Annotated in this window: 15 protein-coding genes and 2 tRNA genes; 4 read left to right on the forward strand and 13 right to left on the reverse strand. The window is 33.1% G+C overall.

The window, feature by feature from the left end:
• Window positions 1-11 precede the first annotated feature (11 nt).
• Both LPB87_RS15965 and LPB87_RS15970 read right to left on the reverse strand, forming a co-directional pair.
• Window positions 12-3,068, reverse strand: coding sequence for a TAT-variant-translocated molybdopterin oxidoreductase (locus tag LPB87_RS15965; RefSeq protein WP_129540816.1), 3,057 nt, complete (start codon window positions 3,066-3,068; stop codon window positions 12-14).
• Between the two features lie 32 nt (window positions 3,069-3,100).
• Window positions 3,101-4,426 carry a c-type cytochrome gene (locus LPB87_RS15970; RefSeq protein ID WP_129540815.1) on the reverse strand — a complete coding sequence of 442 codons (1,326 nt, stop codon included), beginning with the start codon at window positions 4,424-4,426 and terminating at the stop codon, window positions 3,101-3,103.
• Between the two features lie 220 nt (window positions 4,427-4,646).
• On the opposite strand from LPB87_RS15970, the gene LPB87_RS15975 reads away from it, so the two are divergent.
• On the forward strand, window positions 4,647-5,036 hold the full coding sequence (locus LPB87_RS15975; protein WP_129540814.1) for an SPOR domain-containing protein: 390 nt from the start codon (window positions 4,647-4,649) through the stop codon (window positions 5,034-5,036).
• Between the two features lie 1,796 nt (window positions 5,037-6,832).
• On the opposite strand, the gene infB is transcribed toward LPB87_RS15975, so the two are convergent.
• From infB to rimP, 3 genes are read right to left on the reverse strand one after another with little or no spacing between them, the layout of a single operon-like run.
• Window positions 6,833-9,712: a translation initiation factor IF-2 gene (gene infB, locus LPB87_RS15980; RefSeq protein WP_230728536.1), complete on the reverse strand. Its 2,880-nt coding sequence runs from the start codon at window positions 9,710-9,712 to the stop codon at window positions 6,833-6,835.
• A 47-nt stretch (window positions 9,713-9,759) separates the two neighbouring features.
• Window positions 9,760-11,007, reverse strand: coding sequence for a transcription termination factor NusA (gene nusA / locus LPB87_RS15985; RefSeq protein WP_129540812.1), 1,248 nt, complete (start codon window positions 11,005-11,007; stop codon window positions 9,760-9,762).
• A gap of 13 nt (window positions 11,008-11,020) precedes the next feature.
• On the reverse strand, window positions 11,021-11,485 hold the full coding sequence (rimP, locus tag LPB87_RS15990; protein ID WP_129540811.1) for a ribosome assembly cofactor RimP: 465 nt from the start codon (window positions 11,483-11,485) through the stop codon (window positions 11,021-11,023).
• Window positions 11,486-11,661: 176 nt separating this feature from the next.
• On the opposite strand from rimP, the gene LPB87_RS15995 reads away from it, so the two are divergent.
• A complete protein-coding gene (locus tag LPB87_RS15995) occupies window positions 11,662-12,486 on the forward strand; it encodes a universal stress protein (protein WP_230728537.1) in 825 nt (274 codons plus the stop codon).
• Window positions 12,487-12,581: 95 nt separating this feature from the next.
• Here LPB87_RS15995 and LPB87_RS16000 read toward each other — a convergent pair.
• Together LPB87_RS16000 and LPB87_RS16005 are read right to left on the reverse strand one after the other, a co-directional pair.
• Window positions 12,582-12,652: transfer RNA gene (locus LPB87_RS16000), tRNA-Gln, on the reverse strand.
• A 110-nt stretch (window positions 12,653-12,762) separates the two neighbouring features.
• A tRNA-Gln gene (locus tag LPB87_RS16005) sits at window positions 12,763-12,833 on the reverse strand.
• A gap of 245 nt (window positions 12,834-13,078) precedes the next feature.
• On the opposite strand from LPB87_RS16005, the gene LPB87_RS16010 reads away from it, so the two are divergent.
• The gene (locus LPB87_RS16010) at window positions 13,079-16,354 is read left to right on the forward strand and encodes a DUF2723 domain-containing protein (protein ID WP_129540809.1); all 3,276 of its coding nucleotides are present in this window, start codon (window positions 13,079-13,081) and stop codon (window positions 16,352-16,354) included.
• A gap of 90 nt (window positions 16,355-16,444) precedes the next feature.
• A complete protein-coding gene (locus LPB87_RS16015; protein ID WP_129540808.1) occupies window positions 16,445-17,089 on the forward strand; it encodes a polysaccharide deacetylase family protein in 645 nt (214 codons plus the stop codon).
• A gap of 56 nt (window positions 17,090-17,145) precedes the next feature.
• Here LPB87_RS16015 and LPB87_RS16020 read toward each other — a convergent pair whose 3' ends face one another.
• The 6 genes from LPB87_RS16020 to LPB87_RS16045 all read right to left on the reverse strand — a co-directional run bounded on the left by LPB87_RS16020 (window position 17,146) and on the right by LPB87_RS16045 (window position 21,648).
• Window positions 17,146-17,442, reverse strand: a complete 297-nt coding sequence (locus LPB87_RS16020; protein WP_129540807.1) for a thioredoxin family protein — start codon at window positions 17,440-17,442, stop codon at window positions 17,146-17,148.
• A 71-nt stretch (window positions 17,443-17,513) separates the two neighbouring features.
• On the reverse strand, window positions 17,514-18,755 hold the full coding sequence (locus LPB87_RS16025; RefSeq protein ID WP_230728538.1) for a metallophosphoesterase: 1,242 nt from the start codon (window positions 18,753-18,755) through the stop codon (window positions 17,514-17,516).
• 194 nt (window positions 18,756-18,949) lie between these two features.
• Window positions 18,950-19,144 (reverse strand): hypothetical protein, encoded by a 195-nt coding sequence (locus LPB87_RS16030; RefSeq protein WP_230728539.1) that lies wholly within the window; start codon window positions 19,142-19,144, stop codon window positions 18,950-18,952.
• 106 nt (window positions 19,145-19,250) lie between these two features.
• Entirely contained in the window at window positions 19,251-20,585 is a 1,335-nt protein-coding gene (locus LPB87_RS16035; RefSeq protein WP_230728540.1) for a HAMP domain-containing sensor histidine kinase, read from the reverse strand.
• Window positions 20,586-20,595: 10 nt separating this feature from the next.
• Complete coding sequence (locus tag LPB87_RS16040) at window positions 20,596-21,270, reverse strand: response regulator transcription factor (RefSeq protein ID WP_230728541.1); 675 nt, start codon at window positions 21,268-21,270, stop codon at window positions 20,596-20,598.
• 183 nt (window positions 21,271-21,453) lie between these two features.
• A complete protein-coding gene (locus tag LPB87_RS16045; protein ID WP_230728542.1) occupies window positions 21,454-21,648 on the reverse strand; it encodes a hypothetical protein in 195 nt (64 codons plus the stop codon).
• Between the last annotated feature and the right edge of the window lie 269 nt (window positions 21,649-21,917).

The following is a 21,917-nucleotide window of genomic DNA, read 5'->3' on the forward strand; positions in this document are numbered from 1 at the left end:
AATTTTTTGTACTAAGTATTTCTAACTTTAACGTGATAAATCACATTAGGTTTTGTTCCAACATGCTCTAATAAATGATACATTCTATCATCAGCGGCTAATTTAGTCACTTGGCTTTCTTTATCATTTACATCTCCAAATATCATAGCTCCTGAAGAACAAGCATTAGAACAAGCTGTCTGGAATTCACCATCAACTACTGATCTACCTTCATTCTTAGCTTTTAATATTGTAGCTTGTGTCATTTGAATACACATAGAACATTTCTCCATAACTCCACGAGAACGAACGTTTACGTCTGGGTTTAACACCATACGACCTAAATCATCATTCATGTGATAATCAAATTCACTGTTTTTGTTATACAAGAACCAGTTGAAACGACGTACTTTATACGGACAGTTATTAGCACAGTAACGAGTACCAACACATCTGTTATAAGCCATTTGGTTTTGTCCTTGACGACCGTGTGAAGTTGCAGCAACTGGGCATACAGTTTCACAAGGAGCGTGGTTACAATGCTGACACATTACTGGTTGGAAAGAAACTTGTGGATTATCTCCAGCTTTTTCCATTTCGTTAAATGTAGACAATGAACTTGACAATCCCGCAATATTATCTTTTCTTTCGTTATCTCCAGCAAAAGTACTTTCAGAAGAATAATATCTATCGATACGCAACCAGTGCATATCACGACTTCTTCTTACTTCCGATTTACCTACTACTGGTACGTTGTTTTCAGCGTGACAAGCTATAACACAAGCCCCGCATCCAGTACAAGCATTTAAATCAATTGAAAGATTAAAGTGATGACCAGTTGAACGATCAAACGAATCCCATAAATCTACAGATGTAGCATTTACTTCATTGTGATCCAAAGATACTTTTGGTTGTTCGTTCCAAAATTCAGCATCTTTAGTATTAAATATCTCAAGAGAGGTTTCTTTAATAATATCTCCTCTTCCCATTAAAGTTTTTTGACCTTGGACACAAGCAAACTCATGTTCTCCGCTAGCTTTTGCAAGTTTTACAGATTGAATGTCATTAAAACCTTTATATAAAGAGTAAGCATTTAAACCTACAATCATTTCTTCTTTTAGAGCCGCTTTACGTCCGTAACCTAAAGCCAATCCAATAGTTCCTACTGCTTGTCCTGGCTGAACAATTACTGGTACATTTTCAAGTTTAACTCCATCTGCTGTTGTAATAGTAGCATAACTTCCGTTTAACCCACCATTTGCAACAATCTCATTAGTCATATTCAATGACTTAGCATCAGCGTTAGAAACTGTCACATAGTTATCCCAAGAAACTCTTGTGATTGGATCAGGAAACTCTTGCAACCAAGGGTTGTTAGCTTGTTGTCCATCTCCCATTCCTGTTTTAGTATACAATACTAATTCGAAATCACCTAAAGCTTTTGATTGTGATACTGCATTTGCAGCAGCAGTATAATCAACAGATCCTGCAGAAAGTGCCGTAGAGCTTCCTACAAAAATACCATCATGTAATACTTTATTCCAGCTAGAACCTGCAATTATTCCAGAAGCATTAGCTTTGATATAATCATAAAAAGTTCCAGAAGCTCCTGTTAGAGATAATAAAACATCTTGAAATTGTTTTGTATCAAATATAGGACGGATAGTCGGTTGAGTAAGACCATAAGTTCCTTTTGTAATAGACACATCATTCCAAGACTCTAAGTAATGAGGAACTGGGGCAGCAATTGTAGAAAGCAAAGCAGTTTCATCCTCTTTTAAAGAAAAAGCAACTGATGTTTTAACTTTTTTCAATCCTGTAGCAAAAGATTCGCTATCTGCTAATGTATAAACTGGATTAACACCACTCATAAGTAAAGTATGAACGCTTCCTGCTTTCATATCATTAATTAACTGAGCAACTTTAGCGTCAGATCCTTTTCTTATTTGTCTTGTTTCAGAAGTAGTAAAAGCTTCACTTGCCAACGCTTGGTTGATAGCCAAAACTAATAACTGAGCATTTTTATCTTGAATACCAGATACCAATACTCCTTTTGAACCAGCAGCTTTTAATTGTTGAGCTGCTTTTGTAACTTCAGCTTTGAACTGGCTGTCTAAACTAACAGCGACAGAAGAACCTGTTACAATATTGTATATAAGTACTAATGCTTGTTTTTGATTTGCAGTTGACATAGGCAAACGCTTATCAGCAGCAGCACCAGACAAAGTCATGTTTGCTTCTAATTGGAAGTGACGAGACATTTTTCCATTTCTTGGAATACGTCCTTGTGCGTAAGCAGCGTCATACCCTCCTCCTTGCCAATCTCCTAAAAAGTCAGCTCCTACCGAAACGATAAGTGATGCTTTTGAGAAATCGTAATTAACTAAAGCTCTTTCACCATAAACCGTTTCAAATGCATCCAAAGCAGATGATGACGAAACTGCGTCATATACAACATGTTTTGCATTAGGGTTTTTAGCTATAAACTCAGCTATTAATTTTTCAGTCGATGGACTTGCTAAAGTATTTGTTAACAAAACAATTTGTCCACCTTTAGCATTTGCCTCAGCAATACTAGATTTAATTTTTAAATCAACAGCAGACCAAGTTGCATTTTTTCCTTCCAACTTTGGTTCTTTCAAACGCATACTATCATATAATGATAATATAGACGCATGAATTCTAGCATTGGCTGAAAATTTCGCTCCTGAAATTGTGTTGTTGTCAATTTTAATAGGACGCCCTTCACGTGTCTTTACTAAAAGATTAGCAAAATCGAAACCATCAAAAACAGTAGTAGCATAATAATCTGCTATTCCTGGTATGATTTGTTCTGGTTGAAGTACATAAGGTATCGATTTGTGAACAGGGCCTTCGCAAGCTGCAAGCGTTACTGCTGCAGTACTAAACCCAACGTACTTTAAAAAGTCACGACGCGATGTTGAAGAAGAAGCCAAAGCTCCTTCATTTCCTAAAAATTCATCAGTAGGAATTTCTTCAACAAATTCGTTATTTCTAAGCGCCTCAACAATAGAACTATTTTCGTCTAGCTCTTCAACACTTTTCCAGTATTTTTTGTTTGATGACATTGTATATAAATATTAAAATCTTAATAATTTGATTAATAGTGGCATTTACCACACTCTAAACCTCCCATTTGCGCTGCAGTCAATTTCTCTACACCGTATTTTTTAGAAAGCTCTTCGTGTATTTTAGTATAATACTCATTCCCTTCCATCTTAACATCAGTTTTTCTATGGCAATCAATACACCATCCCATTGTTAACTTAGAATATTGTTTCATGATTTCATACTCTTGAACTGGACCGTGACAAGTTTGACATTCAATACCAGCAACTGTAACGTGTTGTGAGTGATTAAAATAAACGAAATCAGGTAAATTATGAATACGAACCCATTTTACTGGTTGCGTTTTCCCTGTATACGTTTGAGTTGTTTTATCCCAACCAACAGCGTTGTATAATTTTTGAATTTGTTCATCGTAAAAAGCTTTACTGTACTCTGGTGTAGCAGTAGTTTCAGCAACCTCTGAAATATTTTTATGACAGTTCATACAAACATTTAAAGATGGAATACCAGCAGTTTTACTTACACGTGAAGCAGAGTGACAATATTTACAATTGATCTCGTTATCTCCTGCGTGAATTTTATGAGAATAATGTATTGGCTGAATTGGCTCATAATTCTGATCAACACCTACTTGCATTAAGTAACCGTAAACAAAATAACCACTTGCTAACAATAAGAATATTGAAGCAACTAAAACCAAAAATTGATTTCTAGCAAACGCTTTCCATAAAGAAACTCTAGGCTCTTTAGGAGTAACATCGATTCCATTTGCTTTAGCAACTTTTCTTAAAACATTGTTTACTAAGTAAAGCATCACTACCAACATACCCATTACAAGAGCAAGTGCTCCTAGGATAACATTATTAGAGATAGAACCGCTTTCTCCCCCTGTTCCTGGTACAGCAGTAGTAGCAGTTGCAGCTGGAGCTTCAGCTTTAGGAGTAGATGTATAAGCAATAATATTATCTATGTCTCCCTCTGACAATTGAGGAAACGAAGTCATTACAGCCTTGTTATGATCTGCAAAAAGCTTCACAGCCACAGGATCACCTGACTTAATCATGTCAGAACTATTATGAATCCACTTGTAAAGCCAAGCTTTATCATGTTTTTCCGCCACGCCCCTTAATTCAGGACCTGTCGATTTTCCATCTAGTTTGTGACATGCAGCACAATTTGCATTAAAAAGTTCTTTACCCTTTACCGGATCACCTCCTTGAGTTGCTACTGGAGCAGCTTCAGGCGCTGCTGTAGTAGCAGCATCTTGTGCAAATGAACTTAGCGAGAAAATTAACGTTAGCCCTAAGCTTAAAAATAATTTCCTTGAGATCGAATTATGGTTACCCACCTTTTCCATATTGTATAATGATTATCAACTAAAATTTGGTACGGTTTTTTCTGTATATTAATTACACAAAATAGAATACCTTCTTTTAAAACTTGCACAAAAATACAATTTAAGAACTATTCTCAAAACCTTAAAACAGCCTTAAATACCAATTTATATCAATTCTAAATAATTTTTCCAATATCCATTTATATATTAAATACTATTTTTGCATAAAAACCATCACATTATGAGAATTTTAACTCCTAGAAAAAAAGCACTTTACACACTATTACTACTAATTTCAGCATGTAACATTAATGCGCAAGATCAAAACATTACAGTAAATCAAGACCCAAAATTCGAACAATTATTAAACGAAAAACGTAAAATTAACGCGTCAATTAGCGTTAATGATAGCTACAAAATCCAGATTTTTAGTGGCAAGAGTGAAGAAGCAAAAAAAACACTTATGGACTTCAAACAAGAGTTCAAAAACATAGATGGCACCATAATTTTCAATACACCAAATTACAAAGTTATGGTTGGTAATTTTAAAAGCAGAATTGAAGCTGAAAGAAACTTAGTTGATATAAAAAGAAGATACAAAAATGTATTCCTCATCAAACCAGGGAAATAAAAAACACAAACATTAAAACAATCATACAATTACAAACAAAAAGCCATTCAATTTGAATGGCTTTTTGTATTTATTACAAGCTCCTAAAACAACATAATCATCTAGTTTAATTCCAAAATTAAAACCGAAATCGATATGCGTTCCAGAAAATAATTTAAAGATAAACACATTAAAAAAACAATCAAAACTAATTTTAATGCCAAATTCAAAAAGATCAGACCACCCAATTTTCATACTCATTACGAAATACAAAACAACCAATTAACAAACATAGAGAAGATAATTTTTAATTTAAAAATTACCCTAACAACAACTTAATTTCGTGTTAATTATTTCCAACTAATAACACCTTCTTATTCCATATACAAGATTACTTATCACAATGTATTTAATAAAAAATGACAAATAATTAACGCTATTATTCAGCCATAAGATCACCTAAAAACACTTCAAAAAAAATATTTTTAATACCCGAATCGCATTATACATCTTAAATCCTGAATAAAATATCATTTCATACTTAAGAAATTCAAAAAATAAAACAAGAAGAGCATCTACCTACACACATCTAAAATTAAATAACCGGTACAAAATTCAACTAAAGACGCATAACGAAATAAAATTTATCACACTTAACAGCAAGACTCAGTCATTCCTCTAAATTAATCTCAACACGAAAACTTCATACTTACAAAAATAAAGCTATACGTGGCGTTAAACATTTACAAAAAACACATACAATTATACCACTTTCACACATTTTAAAAACAATATACAAACCAAAAACAATCCCTATAAAGAAAGCGGCAATCACAACAACCCTCCTAACAAACTAATATCTTCACACTTTCTAAGCACGTGAATAGTAATACAATCTAAAGCAATCACAATAGAGAACCGACAACCACAACATCATAATCGATATACTGTGTATACCGATGCGTCAGCATTAAATATCACCCCAAAAAACTATCATTGCTCATTGATAAAATTCAACCCTTAAACCGCTTGCTCTAAAGTCACATTAACTACTCTGAACCCAGATTACAATCTACTTTTTAATATTATATTTTACAGCATAACAGCCTACCCAAAATTCACATTCAAAAAAATCCCCCATAGCAAACAAAATTAAAAAACACTTATACTAATACAACTTAATACAAGGATGCAACCGTTTCCTGCCTCATCAAATTCTTCAAATCCAAACTACGAATCAAAACAACTTCTAAAACCAACTTTACTATTTTAATCTACACCGAATTATTCACGAAAAGGCATCAAATTCAAAAAACTACACCTACCCTATCCGTTGGAGACAATAGCACCTTATTAAATACAAATAAATGCTCATTTCATACAAATACAACTCACTTAACTAACAAACTAAAATACCAACCAAACCCACACTTAAAACAAATATTTAACACAACATCAAGAATTAACTTTAATACAAACATTTCCATAATCAACGTTCGCTACGATTAGAACAATCTCATTTTCGCTTCTGGCATAAAAAAAAGCTCAACCTAAACTATATAAAACTCCACTTTTACAACATCGGCAATAGCAATAAACAAAACGACCTCATTGATAAAATATCATCCTTACCTCCGCTTTCTATACAACCGTAGAAACCGTCTCAAAACTTACCTCATATTAAATCTCATTACAAACACCAAAAAAGAGATCAATAAATCATCTCAACTTATTCATTTTTCATTCAAAAAAAATTTTCAATATTAAACAAAAAAATCCCGACAAGTCGGGATTTTCAATATGAAATCTATAAAATATTATTTCAATTTCTTTTTTATTGCTACTTCATGGTAAGCTTCAATTACATCACGCTCTTCGATATCATTAAAGTTCTTAATTTGAATACCACAATCGTATCCTTTACTAACTTCTTTAACATCATCTTTGAAACGTTTCAATGCTAATAACTCTCCAGTAAATACAACAACACCATCTCTGATAACTCTAATTTTAGAGTTTCTTGCTATTTTACCATCCATTACCATACATCCTGCAATAGAACCAACTTTAGAAATTTTGAATATCTCTCTAATTTCTGCAGTACCAAGAATTTCTTCTTTCATCTCTGGAGCCAACATTCCTTCCATTGCATCTTTCAAGTCATCGATAGCTGCATAGATAATAGAGTAGTAACGGATATCAATTTCTTCTTTATCTGCTAATTGTCTTGCATTACCTGCTGGACGAACATTAAATCCGATAATAATCGCATCTGATGCAGAAGCCAACATAACGTCTGTTTCAGTAATCGCTCCAACTCCTTTATGGATAATATTAATTTGAATTTCTTCAGTAGATAATTTAGAGAATGAATCAGATAATGCTTCTACAGAACCATCAACGTCTCCTTTAAGGATCACATTCAATTCTTTAAATTGACCAAGAGCAATACGACGTCCAATTTCATCTAACGTAATATGTCTTTGCGTACGTACAGATTGTTCACGCATTAATTGAGAACGTTTTGAAGCAATTTGTTTCGCTTCTTTTTCATCTTCAAATACATTAAACTTATCACCTGCAGTTGCCGCACCATCCAGTCCTAAAACAGACACTGGAGTTGATGGACCAGCTTGTAAAACCGTATGTCCTCTTTCATCATGCATGGCTTTAATTTTACCATGATGTTTACCAGCCAACATATAATCCCCAATTTTAAGCGTTCCGTGTTGAACTAAGATAGTTGAAACATATCCTTTTCCTTTATCTAAGAAAGCCTCTACAACAGTTCCTTGCGCTGCCTTATTTGGGTTTGATTTTAAATCTAAAATCTCCGCCTCTAGCAATACTTTTTCTAATAATTCTTTTACACCTAATCCTGTTTTTGCAGAAATATCATGCGATTGGATTTTTCCTCCCCAATCCTCAACAAGTAAATTCATACTTGCTAATCTTTCTTTTATTTTCTCTGGATTAGCATTTGGCTTATCAACTTTATTGATAGCAAATATAATTGGCACTCCAGCAGCTTGCGCATGAGAAATAGCCTCTTTTGTTTGTGGCATGATATCATCATCTGCCGCAATTACAATAATAGCAATATCCGTAACCTGAGCTCCACGTGCACGCATCGCGGTAAACGCCTCGTGACCTGGTGTATCTAAAAATGCAATTTTTTGACCATTCTCTAATGTTACTCCATATGCTCCAATATGCTGTGTAATACCTCCAGACTCACCAGCGATAACATTTTCTTTACGGATATAATCCAGTAAAGATGTTTTACCGTGATCGACGTGACCCATTACAGTTACAATTGGTGCTCTAACTACTAAATCTTCTTCTTTATCTTCAACTACCTCAATAGCTTCTTCAATATCTACAGTAATAAATTCAACCTCATAACCGAACTCATCAGCTACAATTGTTAATGTTTCTGCATCTAGACGCTGATTCATGGTAACCATGATTCCTAGTGACATACAAGTACCAATAACTTTAGTAATTGGCACATCCATCATGATAGCAATTTCTCCTACAGTAACAAACTCAGTAACCTTAATAGTTTTACTTCCTTCGTCTAAAGCTCTTTGCTCATCATCAGATTTCTGACGGTGTGTATCTCTTTTATCTCTACGGTATTTAGCAGCTTTTGATTTACCACCTTTACCTTGTAATTTCTCAAGCGTCTCTCTAATTTGGTTTTTTACTTCCTCTTCAGTAGGCTCAACCTTAGCTACAATTGCAGGACGGTTTCCTTTTACGAAACCTGGTCTTGAACTTCTGTTAGCATTAAATCCTCCTCCTGCTCCTCCAGTATTTGGAGTAATTTTATTAGGATTTGGTGTTCCTGGTGGCACAGCCGGCCTAGGCGCACCTGGCTTAGGAGCAATTCTTTTACGCTTATTTTTATTAGCGTTATTAGCAGCTGCTCCTGGAGCTCCTGGTTTATTAGGAGTTATCTTTGGATCTTCCTTTTTCTTTTTTGGCTTATTAAATTGAGATAAATCAATTGTCTGTCCTGTAAGAGTCGTTCCAGATAATTTTTGATATTGTGTTGTTATAGATTCTTCAACAGGAGGCGTAACTACAGCAGGCTCCGTTTTTACAACAGGTGCTTTTTCTGCAGGAACCACTACTTCTGGCTTAATTTCTTTTTTCTCTACAACTGGTTTTTCTTCTTTTTTCTCAGTAACAGCAACTGGTGGTTGTACAGGTTGAACTACCTCTTTTTCAACAGGTTTTTCTTCTTTTACAACTTCCTTAGGTGTTTCAACTTTTTCTGGCTCTGCTGCTACTGAAGGAGTGTTTGGAATAATTGCAGGTTTTTTTGGATTTAGATTTATTTTACCAACTTGAACTGGAGCAGTTACAACAGCTCTCGCTTTTATAACCTCTTGTTGTTTTTGGCGCTCTTCGTCTTGCTTGCGTTTGTCTTCAATTTCTTTTTCACGTTCTACACGCAATGCTTCTTTCTCTTTTCTCTTTTCCTCTCCAACTTCTTTAGAAGCCTCCTTATTTCCCTTATCGCCCGCAAATTGGCTTTGTAGGATATTAAATTCCTGATTAGAAATTTTTGCGTTTGGATTTGCATCAATAGCAATTCCCTTATCTTTTAGATAATCCACAGCTCTTTCTAATGAAATATTTAATTCCCTTAAAACCTTGTTTATTCTTATTACTCTCTCTTCAGACATAAAACCTTTTTATTATTACCTATTCGTTGTGTTGTGAGAAAGATAGACTAACTATCAAACTCTTCTTTTAGTATACGGATTACATCCAGAATTGTTTCCTCTTCTAGGTCTGTTCTTCTTACTAAATCTTCTACTTCTTGTTTTAAAATACTCTTTGCAGTATCCAATCCTATTTTAGCAAACTCCTCGATAACCCATCCTTCGATTTCATCAGAGAACTCAGTTAATTCGACATCGTCGTCTTCACCGCTTGCTACATCTCCTTCTCTAATAACATCAAGCTCGTAGCCTGTTAATTGACCTGCTAGTTTAATGTTATGACCACCTCTACCGATAGCTTTAGAAACTTCCTCTAATTTCAAGAAAACTTCGGCTCTTTTAGTTTCTTCATTAATTTTAATTGAAGATACTTTTGCAGGACTTAAAGCCCTTGTAATATATAATTGAATGTTACTAGTATAATTAATAACATCTATATTCTCATTTCCTAACTCACGAACAATTCCATGAATACGTGAACCTTTCATACCAACACAAGCTCCAACAGGATCAATTCTATCATCGTAAGAATCTACCGCTACTTTTGCTTTCTCTCCTGGTATTCTAACTACATTTTTAACTGTAATCAATCCGTCGAATACTTCAGGAATTTCTTGTTCAAATAATTTCTCTAAAAACTTCTCTGAAGTTCTAGACATTATAATTTGTGGCTTGTTCCCTTTTAATTCAACGCTTTCAATAATTCCACGAACGTTATCTCCTTTACGGAAAAAGTCTGATGGAATTTGTTTTTCTTTTGGTAATACAATTTCATTTCCTTCATCATCCACCAAAATTACAACTCTTGGGCGAACATGGTGCACCTCGGCAGTATAAATATCACCAATAATATCTTTAAATTGCTTATAAAGATTAGTATTGTCGTGTTCGTGTATTTTAGAAATCAAATTTTGGCGCAAAGCTAATATAGCTCTTCTACCTAAATCAATTAATTTTACTTCTTCAGAAACTTCTTCTCCTATTTCAAAATCCGCTTCAATTCTTCTTGCTTCTGTCAAAGTAATTTCCTCATTTTCAAAATCAAGATCTTCGTCAGCAACAATTACTCTTCTTCTCCAAATTTCCATATCTCCCTTATCAGGATTTATGATAATATCGAAGTTATCATCTGAACCGTATTTTTTCTTCAATGCATTTCTAAATACATCTTCTAAGATTGCCATAAGCGTTACACGATCAATAAGTTTATCATCTTTAAACTCTGAGAATGAATCGATTAATGCTAAATTTTCCATGCGAATTCTTTAATTAAAATGTTACTGTAACAATTGCCTCTTTAATTTCTGTATAAGGTATTTGCTGCTCTTTTTGAACTGTTTCTTTTCCTTTTCCTATTTTCTTAGGTTCCCTTGCTTCCCAAGACAAAATTATGAAATCTTCATTAGCATCAACCAATTCAGCCTCAATTTTTTCACCATTAGTATTTACAATCAATGTTCTACCAATGTTTTTCTTGTATTGTCTAACCAATTTTAATGGGGATCCAACTCCTACCGAAGCAACTTCCAAAGAAAAATCTTGTTCCTCTCTGTCTAAATTATTCTCGATAGCGCGACTAACATCAATACAGTCTTGCAAGAGCACACCATTATCTCCATCCAAAGATACAATTATCTTGAAAGCATCGGTAATGGTCAAGTCTATTAAAAAAATTGATGGTTTTTCTAAAAGACCCTCAGCTATTAATACGTTTACTTTTTCTTTAAATGTCATACTTTTATAAAAAGAGGGGACATTTAGTCCCCTCATTATTTAGATTTTAATAAATAACGGTGCAAATATAGTGTTTTTTTACAAATCAAAATAAATTGATTGCTCTAAAAATTTTTCTTATCTTTATATAAGTACTAAAACACCGCATTTTTCATATAATTTAACACCTAAAAGTTATGAAACGCATATTAGTTCCCACCGACTTTTCTGAACACGCAGAAAACACTTTAAAAGTCGCCGCTCAAATTGCAAAAAAAAATAATTCCGAAATAATCCTACTTCACACACTAGAATTACCTAGCCAAATGAACGATGCCATTACTGGAGGAATTAGCATTCCCGAGACTATGCTTTTTATGAAAAAAGCCAACGAAATGCTTGCTAAAATCGCCGAAAGACCCTACCTAGATGGACTTTCAATAACTGAGATGGCAAAACTTGACAGGCCGGCAGAAGGAATTGCCAAAGTTAGCAACGAGCGTGAAATAGACTTGATTGTCATGGGCTCGCATGGCTCTTCTGGATTCGAAGAATTAGTCATTGGATCGAATACAGAAAAAGTAGTTCGCCATTCTGAAGTTCCTGTTTTGGTAATAAAACAACACACAAAAGATTTTAAAACCACGAATTTTGTTTTCGCTTCAGATTTTTCAAAAGAAATCGAAAAACCTTTCAAAAAATTAATCGAATTCGCAAAATTCTTTGATTCCAAACTACATTTAGTCATGATTTGCACTCCAAATAGCTTCAAACCAACTCATGTTGCCCAAAAAATAATGAATGATTTTATCACCCCGTTTAATTTAAACAATTATTCAACTCACATCTATAATGACACAAATATTGAAAATGGCATCATAAACTTCTCCAATAGTATTGACGCAGATTTAATCGGGATGTGCACACATGGAAGAACTGGATTTGCACATTTTTTTAATGGCAGTATTAGCGAAGACATAGTAAATCATGCAGTACGCCCAATACTAACTTTTAAAATATAAGCAAGCAACAATAAAAACCACACCACAATAAAGAGCAATAAAAAACTTTAAGTCTATTACATAAAAAAAGCCTCTCGATTGAGAGGCTTTTTATGTTGGTCTACAAGGACTCGAACCTTGAAAGACTGCACCAAAAACAGTTGTGTTACCATTACACCATAGACCAGCAGTGCTGTTAAGCGAGTGCAAATTTAAAGCTTTTTTTGGTTTACACAAACTTTTTTTCAATAACTTTTTTACATAAAAAAAAGCCTCTCGATTGAGAGGCTTTTTATGTTGGTCTACAAGGACTCGAACCTTGAAAGACTGCACCAAAAACAGTTGTGTTACCATTACACCATAGACCAGCAGTGCTGTTAAGCGAGTGCAAATTTAAAGCTTTTTTTAGTTTGCACAAGCGTTTTGAATAAAAATTTTTAAAAAAAATGCTTTTTTTTTAAAACAATCTCAATGAGAATACGAAACCAATTCATATACAAGGAATTACTCCGATCAATTACTTTTTTAGAAAAATATGTTAATGCTCGTTTGATTACACAAAAAAACATTTTCTTTGTATGATTAAATAAGGATAAATTTTTAACACCTAAATATGGCACAATTCAACTTTAATAAATGGAATACAATTATTGGTTGGTTAACTTTTACAATCGCTTTAATAACTTACACACTTACTGTTGAACCCACAATGAGCTTTTGGGATTGTGGTGAGTACATCGCTACAGCAGCTAAACTTGAAGTAGGTCACCCACCTGGAGCTCCATTATACCAAATGATGGGTGCGTTCTTCGCAATGTTCGCAATGGATGATCAACATGTAGCATTAATGGTTAATATGATGTCGGTATTCTCAAGCGCCTTCACAATATTATTCATGTTCTGGTCTTCTTCTATTATTCTTAAAAAAATGATCTCTCGCTTTTCTGAGATCAATACAAACAATTCAATTGTAATCTTAGGAAGTTCTTTTGTTGGAGCACTAGCCTACACTTTTTCAGATAGCTTTTGGTTTAATGCTGTTGAAGCAGAAGTTTATGCTATGGCATCCTTATTAATTGCTTTACTTTTTTGGCTAGGATTACGTTGGGAACAAGACATGCATACTCCAAGAGGTAATAAATGGTTATTAATTATATCATTAGTAGTTGGTCTTTCATTTGGCGTACACTTTATGGCGTTACTTACGATCCCTGCAATTGGATTCCTTTATTTCTTTAAAAATTATGAAAAAGTTACCATCAAAAACTTCATTATCGCCAATATTGTGGTGGTAGCAGTCTTACTGTTCATTTTCATATTATTACTTCCGTTAACAATGGCTTTCTTTGGTAAAACCGAAATCTTCATGGTTAACGAAATGGGAATGCCTTTTAATTCAGGAACTATTTTTGTAAGCTTAGTATTTATTGCTTTCTTTTATTTCGGATTACGCTATACTAGACAAAAAGGACTTGTTTTTTACAACACAATAATACTTTGTATCTTATTCATTTTAATTGGATTCTCTACTTGGTTAATGCTACCTATTAGAGCCAATGCTAATACTGTAATTAACGAAAACAAACCTTCGGATGCAACCGAAGTACTTGCTTATTACAATCGTGAACAATATGGTGTAAACCCATTATTTTACGGACCTCAGTATACCGAAATGTTTGCAGGATTAGACAAGAACACTCCTTATCTTGATAAAAAACCAAATTACGAAAGAGATTACACAACAGGTAAATACATCATTACCAACAATTATAAAAATGCTGTACAAAATATGGATGATGCTCAAAAAGCATTTTTACCTAGAATGTGGAGCACTGATCACGCAGAGAACTATGCAAACTTTACAAACCCTCCTGCATTTAAGATAAATACAAACTATCCTTACGAAGATGATTTGCAAAAATACGGTATCGATCCTAGTCAATTATCTGAAGAAGAATACAACAAAGCAACTGCCCAACTAAGACATGAAGTTGAAAAAACTATCATGGATTTTAAAAAAGCATACGCTCAAAAACAGATTGATAACGACGGTTATATGAAATTTTTGAGAAGCTACCAAGACTATTTAATAGTTGAAAAACCAACAACAGCAGACAATTTTGGTTTTATGTTCGAATATCAATTCGGGTACATGTACTGGAGATATTTAATGTGGAATTTTGTTGGCCGTCAAAGTGATGTTCAAGGAAAATATGACAACTTAGACGGTAACTGGATTAGTGGAATCAAATTTATGGATTCTATACATTTAGGTTCTCAAGACAACTTACCATCTGATGTACTAAACAATAAAGGAAGAAATGCTTATTTCTTTTTACCATTTATTCTTGGTCTAATTGGACTAATGTACCACGCTAATAAAGACTTAAAAAGCTTCTATGTGCTACTCGTCTTATTCTTATTTACCGGTTTAGCCTTAAAAATATACCTAAATGAAAGACCTTTTGAACCTCGCGAAAGAGATTACGCACTAGTAGGTTCCTTTTATGTATTTGCTATCTGGATTGGGTTTGGAGTATATGCTCTCTATGAAACTTTACAAAAGTATTTAGCACCAAAAATTGCTGGGCCAATAGTTATTGCGGGTAGCTTGCTTGCAGCACCAATACTTATGGCTTCTCAAAACTGGGATGATCATGACAGATCAAACAAATATACTGCTGTAGCAATGGCTAAAGCTTATTTAAATTCATGTGATCCAAATGCTATTTTATATACCATTGGTGACAACGACACTTTCCCATTGTGGTATGCTCAAGAAATTGAACATATCAGAACTGATGTGAAAATCGTTAACACAAGTTTATTCATGACTGATTGGTATATTGATCAAATGAAAATGAAAGCTTACGAATCAGATCCGTTACCAATTTCTTTCACACACGATCAATACGTGGGAGATAAACGTGATTACGTTGCTCACATTCCTAAAATAGACAGCAGATGGGATATTAAAGATTTTATAAACTTTATAAAAAACCCTAAGTCAACTGTTGAAATGCAAAATGGACAAACAATTCATTTCTACCCAACTAATAAAATTCGCCTTACAATAAACAAAGACAATATTATTAAGAATAAAGTAGTTGCTCCAAAGTATTATGACTCTATAGTTCCTTATATCGACATCGATATTAAAGGAAGTGCCATATACAAAAATCGTCTGATGATGCTCGATATATTAGCAAACAACGACTGGAAAAGACCAATTTATTTTAGCGGTGGCGCTTTTGATGATGAAGATTATCTATGGCTAAAAAATTACCTTCAACTTGATGGTATGGCATACAAACTTGTACCTATCAAAAACGTTCCTTCTAAAGAAGGCGGACCAATGGATATGGGACAAATTGACTCTGATAAAATGTATGATATCGTAATGAAATGGGACTGGGGTAACAGCGACAGTGATAAAATATATCATGATCCTGAAACTAGACGAAATAGTATCACATACCGTACAAATCTTTCTAGATTAATGAAACAATTAATTGCTGAAGGTAAAATTGACAAAGCCAAAAACATCATCAATTTAGCAATGACAAAAATGCCATTGGATAAATTTGGTTATTACTCATTAGTTGAACCTTTTGCAAAAGGATATTATGATGTTGGTGAAAAAGCCAAAGCGCATGACTTGCTTGAAAAATTAATAAACAAATACAAAGAGAACCTTGACTATTACAGTCATTTAACTCCTTCTGAGCAATCAAGTCTTGCTATCGACATCATTACTGACATCGAAAGATACAGAAGCTTATTACAAGTAATGAAAGAAAGCAAAGACTTACCGTTTTACAATAAACAAAAAGCTATCTTTAACACTTATGTAAATGTTTTTGAGCGATTTGGTCGTGAAAAGGAATAAATAATATTCAAAAATGATAATTAAAAAATGTAGCGCTATTGAAAAATACCGCTACATTTTTTATTTTTACATAATCTAAAATTTATGAAAATGAGTTTTTATTGGATTAAAACAAATAAGCTAATCAAACATTTTTTTTCAAACTATTATTGGGACATCCCTAATAAAGAGAACAAAATATATTTGACTTTTGATGACGGCCCTACTCCCGAAATCACTGAATGGGTTTTATCTGAATTAAAAAAACGAAACGCCAAAGCCTCTTTCTTCTGCATTGGGAACAATATAGAAAAACACCCTGAAATTTTCAAAAAAATAATCGAAGAAGGTCATAGTATAGGAAATCATACTTTCGACCATTTAAAAGGATGGAAAACTACCACGGAGACCTATTTAAACAATAGCCTCTTATGCGATAAACAAATTCAAGAATCTTCTTCTAAAACCATTCAGCCAAAGATTTTCCGTCCTCCTTATGGAAAAATAACAAAATCACAATCAACTCAATTACGCCAATTGGGATATAAGATAATAATGTGGGATGTTTTAAGCGCAGATTTTGATCGAAGTATATCTCCTGAAAAATGCTTACAGAATGTAATCAAAAATGTAAAATCTGGAAGCATAATTGTTTTTCACGATAGCATAAAAGCATCGCAAAATCTTAAATTTACATTACCAAAAACATTAGATTATCTAAAGGAAAACAATTTTATATTTGATGTTATTTATTAGGCATAGAACATCCAATAAAATATAAAACACCACAAGTTTGTGGCATATAGAAGAAATTAGAGTTGTTCTTGTACAATCCCAATAATAGTATTTGCATCTAATTCGCCGGATTGCCTCCAAATCATTTGACCTTCTTTGTATATCATCAAAGTAGGAAGGCCTTTAATTCTAAGAGCATCGGCTAATTCCTGATTTTTATCCACATCTATTTTAATCACCTTGGCTTTATCGCCTAGCGCAGCTGCAACATCTTTAATTACAGGATGCATTGACACAGATGATTCGTTCCAATCGGTGTAAAAATCTATTAACACTGGAACTTGAGCATTTATAAGTTCTCCAAATTTTGACATAAAACCGAAATTTAATCTTTTTAAATTGCTAAAAAGAATTTATTATATACAAATGTAGCATTTTTAACTAATTATGCCACATTCTTCCCTTTTTTTAGTTCAATCACGGTTATTTCAGGCATAATCCCTACCCTTCCAGGATAAGCATGAAAACCAAAACCACGATTTACATAAACATAGCGACCTGCATTTTCATACAAACCAGCCCATTGTTTGTACACATATTGTGCCAAACTCCATTTAAAATAACCTGGAATTTCTATTCCAAATTGCATTCCGTGGGTATGTCCTGACAAAGTCAGGTGAAAATTCTTAGGATGATCTTTTATTTCATATTCCCAATGACTTGGGTCATGGCTCATTAAAACTTTAAAGTCATCTTGATGAACATCTTGTGATGCCTTATTTAAATCGCCTGCTTTTTTAAAATTATGCCCCCAATTTTCTACACCAACTAAAGCTATTTTGTCATCTCCTTTTTGGATGTAAGTATGTTCATTCAATAATAACTGAAAACCTATTTGTCCATATAATTTTTTTATGGCCTCAAAGTTCTCTTCTTTCTTTTCTTCAGATGGCCAAGTAACATATTCTCCATAATCATGATTCCCTAAAACGGAATATTTACCATACTTAGGTTTTTTCATTTTATTGAATGTTTCCAGCCAAGGGTGCATTTCGGTAGCATGTGTATTAACGATATCTCCTGTAAACAAAATCATATCCGAATTTTGTTCGTTTACCAAATCAATGGCATAACTTATTTTCTCAGGATTATCGAAGCTTCCTGAATGCACATCTGAAATTTGTGTAATTCTAAATCCATCAAACGCATCTGGTAAATCTGGAAAAAATACTGTTTGTTTAAATACTTTGAAATTATACCTTCCTTCAAAAATCCCATAAATCAGAGATAAAAAAGGAACTGCCGCTAATCCTACTGCCAATTGACTTACAAATTTTCTTCGGCTCGGAATCACACTATTTGTTGTTGTGTTTGGATTTTCGATGAAATAATTAACTATTCCAACTCCTGCACGAAAAATATCTTCACCCAAAAGCACTAATGTTATTACAATTTTTGGCACATAAACCAATAACATTAACCCCATAGTAAACATGGTTTGCTTGGTTTGCCCAACTGAACGGTCAAATTGCGTAAAAGAATATATTATAAATACAAAAAGCAGTAAACTTATTATTTGGTAACTTATCAAAAGCCATCTTAATTTAATTAAAGTTCGAATAGCTTGAAAAGAATACAACTCTATAAATAAAAAAAGAGCACAAATAATTATAAAACGAATGACCATTGGTAATTTTTTAGGCAAAGTAACAAAGAATGAAAATGCAAAAACTTTTAATTATCAAAAATTTAACGCAAACTATAACAAAAAAGCTGGCGAATAAATCCACCAGCCTTTCACCTATTAAACTATTATTCTGCTTACCCCCTTATATAAATTATTAACTCTAATTTACAGTAAGCAAAACACCAATCAAACCCTTATTTTTTTGCTTTTGTAGCTTCTGGTTTAGCTGTTTCCATTTTTACAGAATCTGCTTTTTTATCTGCTTTCTTTTTAGTATGTTTAGTTGCTTTTACTTCTTTTGCTGGTGCTGTTTGTGCTGGTGTTGTTTGTGCACTTACCATTGCTGTTGTTCCTAAAACTGCTATAGCTAGCATTAATACTTTTTTCATAACTGTAGTTTTTATGATTATTAACTCATTATTTATAGGTCAAAGATATATCCGCCAAATGAAGATTAAATGAAGATTTGTCCTACCTGAAATTTTTAACTTTTAATTAAGCTTTTACACTTATTGGGAGCAATAATAAAAACGTTGTCCCTTCATTTGGTATTGAAGTTACCTTAATATCTATATGATGAAATGAAGCAATACTATCGGCAATAGCCAAGCCCAAACCTTGCCCATCCTGATCTGAACTAATACGGGTAAATCGATTAAATATATTTTCGATTTGAACTTCGTTCATTCCTATTCCCGAATCTGAAATAGATAGATAATAATGCTGGTTTAAAAAACCATCACTTACAACAATACTTCCATTTTCTTTATTATACTTTATTGCATTTGTCACCAAATTGTACAATAAAATATGTAGTAAAGTTTTATTACCTGTAAAATTAAAATCATGCTCCATTTTATTAGAAAACACTAATCCTTTATCATCTATTCTGTCCTGAAGATCTTCATAAAGACCATTAACGATTTCATGAAAATTGATAACCTCATTGGCTTCGTATTGATTATTCTCTATTCGGGAGATTAATAATAAATTATTGATTATTTTCTTCAACATATCCAGTGTCTTTAGCGAACTGGCAATTTTATCTACTGCATTATCGTTCAAGGATTCATTTTGCAATAAATTTTCGAATTTATTTTTCAATAATGCTATCGGTGTTAATAGCTCATGTGATACATTGGATATAAATTGTTTTTCTTTTTTAAACAACTCTCCTATCCTATCCATCATTTGGTTTAAAACTGAATCTAATTCTCTAAAATCTGCTGAATGTGCTTTAATTGGAGTATGATCAAAAGCTTCTGGCTCGTTAACCCTTCTTATTTTTGTGTCAATTATTTTATAAAAAGGCTTGAGTAAATACTCTATATAAAAAGTGTCTGCTAAGAATGTTACCAAAACTATCACAACCAATACTATAATTATAAAAAGCTTAATTATAAACGTAAGGTCTTTTACCTCTGCCAAACTGCTTCCTATTTCTAGCTCATATCCTATATTCTCGTAAGTAAAATGATATTGTAATATTCTGTATTCGTTTTCTTCTCCTTCTATAATCCTGTTTTCATTAACAAAGGTGGTTTTTTCCTGGCTTGGCAGTTTTGGCAATCTCGAAAGCACCAAAAACTCACTATGCAAACTCGAAAACTGTGAATACGTTTCGGTAGAATCATCTGCATTTTGGATAAAATCATCTATTTCACTTTGATTTAAATGCTCTATAAACTTTTTTTTCTTCTCTACAAGCCCATTATTAATGTGTCTATAAACTACATTTTCAACCAAAATAGGCAACATTAGCCATAAAACTAAAATCACCAACAATCGTGTTAGTGCATTAAAAATAGCTAATTGATGTTTTATCTTCACGCTAATTTGTTTAGGTATTAATACGATATCCTACATTTCTTACTGTTTCAAACCAATCTATAGTTGTGTGTTTATCTAATTTTTTTCGAAGGTTTCGAACATGAACATCTATAAAATTAGAATCAGAATTAATCTCCAGAATGTCTCCCCAAATATGCTCTGTTAGTTGCAACCTTGTTATTACTCGGTTTTTATTCAGTACTAAATATTGAAAAATATCAAATTCTTTCTTCGTTAGATTTATTGGTGTTCCATCATAACTCACTTTATAATCTTGCAATTGTAACGAAAATCCATGTACAACCAGATCATTCAATGTATAACCATGCATCCTGCGGATAACCGCAAACAAACGTGCACTTAATTCAGTCAATGCAAAAGGCTTCGTAAGATAATCATCGGCTCCAAGATGCAACCCATCTATCCTGTCGTCTAATTCTCCACGTGCTGTAATAACAATTACTGCTATTTTAGATTTGGTTTTTCGAACTGCTTTTAGAACATCAAATCCGTCACCATCTGGCAAACCTAAATCGAGTAGCATCGCATCATAATCATTTCCTCCTATTTCATCCAGTGCCTCATTGCATGTATTTGCAATTTTACATACATATCCTCCATCACTCAAAAAATCACGAACCTCGATAGCCAGTTCTTTATTATCTTCAACTATAAGAATATTCATAAACTGTATTTTATTACTTAAAAGTAAACAAATAATGAAAACGCAATTTTTTAATTATTAAAAAATTAACGCCCGTCTCAATAAAAAAAGCTGATAAATTTCTTTATCAGCCTTATCAATAATTATCCTTTTTGTTTTGCCTACCGTTATCAACCCTCATTTAAAGCAAAACAAAAATGATATCTATTTTTTTGCTTTCATAGGTTCAGCTTTAGGTGCTGTTGTTTTTGCTGTTTTTGTTTTTTTATCTGCTTTTGCTTTTGGATGTTTGGTCACTTTAACTTCTTTTACCGGAGTTGCTTTTACTGGTGTTGGAGCTGCGCTAACCATTACACTTGTTCCTAAAACTGCTACTAATAACATTGCTAAATTTTTCATGATTTCAATATTTAAATTAATTATCTCCTTATTTATAGATCAAATGTACATCTGTAATATGAAGACAAAATGAAGAAACCAGTAACATTAAATTTTTAACTTGACATTAACGTTTTGTGATTACTATTCAACCTTACATTGCATTTACGAACAAAGTAACACAATAACATTACCTAAAACACACTGCGGTGCGCCGCTACAGATGATAAAAAAAGCATCTCTAATAAAACATTTCAATTCTAATTTGAGTTTGCTCTGATTAAATTTTC

This window comes from Flavobacterium sp. EDS, from assembly GCF_020991525.1.
Lineage (GTDB): Bacteria > Bacteroidota > Bacteroidia > Flavobacteriales > Flavobacteriaceae > Flavobacterium.

Coding starts and splice junctions, on each gene's coding strand:
- LPB87_RS15965 (WP_129540816.1), bottom strand. CDS start 3,068: ATGTCATCAAACAAAAAATACTGGAAAAGTGTTGAAGAGCTAGACGAA.
- LPB87_RS15970 (WP_129540815.1), bottom strand. CDS start 4,426: ATGGAAAAGGTGGGTAACCATAATTCGATCTCAAGGAAATTATTTTTA.
- LPB87_RS15975 (WP_129540814.1), top strand. CDS start 4,647: ATGAGAATTTTAACTCCTAGAAAAAAAGCACTTTACACACTATTACTA.
- infB (WP_230728536.1), bottom strand. CDS start 9,712: ATGTCTGAAGAGAGAGTAATAAGAATAAACAAGGTTTTAAGGGAATTA.
- nusA (WP_129540812.1), bottom strand. CDS start 11,007: ATGGAAAATTTAGCATTAATCGATTCATTCTCAGAGTTTAAAGATGAT.
- rimP (WP_129540811.1), bottom strand. CDS start 11,485: ATGACATTTAAAGAAAAAGTAAACGTATTAATAGCTGAGGGTCTTTTA.
- LPB87_RS15995 (WP_230728537.1), top strand. CDS start 11,662: ATGAAACGCATATTAGTTCCCACCGACTTTTCTGAACACGCAGAAAAC.
- LPB87_RS16010 (WP_129540809.1), top strand. CDS start 13,079: ATGGCACAATTCAACTTTAATAAATGGAATACAATTATTGGTTGGTTA.
- LPB87_RS16015 (WP_129540808.1), top strand. CDS start 16,445: ATGAGTTTTTATTGGATTAAAACAAATAAGCTAATCAAACATTTTTTT.
- LPB87_RS16020 (WP_129540807.1), bottom strand. CDS start 17,442: ATGTCAAAATTTGGAGAACTTATAAATGCTCAAGTTCCAGTGTTAATA.
- LPB87_RS16025 (WP_230728538.1), bottom strand. CDS start 18,755: ATGGTCATTCGTTTTATAATTATTTGTGCTCTTTTTTTATTTATAGAG.
- LPB87_RS16030 (WP_230728539.1), bottom strand. CDS start 19,144: ATGAAAAAAGTATTAATGCTAGCTATAGCAGTTTTAGGAACAACAGCA.
- LPB87_RS16040 (WP_230728541.1), bottom strand. CDS start 21,270: ATGAATATTCTTATAGTTGAAGATAATAAAGAACTGGCTATCGAGGTT.
- LPB87_RS16045 (WP_230728542.1), bottom strand. CDS start 21,648: ATGAAAAATTTAGCAATGTTATTAGTAGCAGTTTTAGGAACAAGTGTA.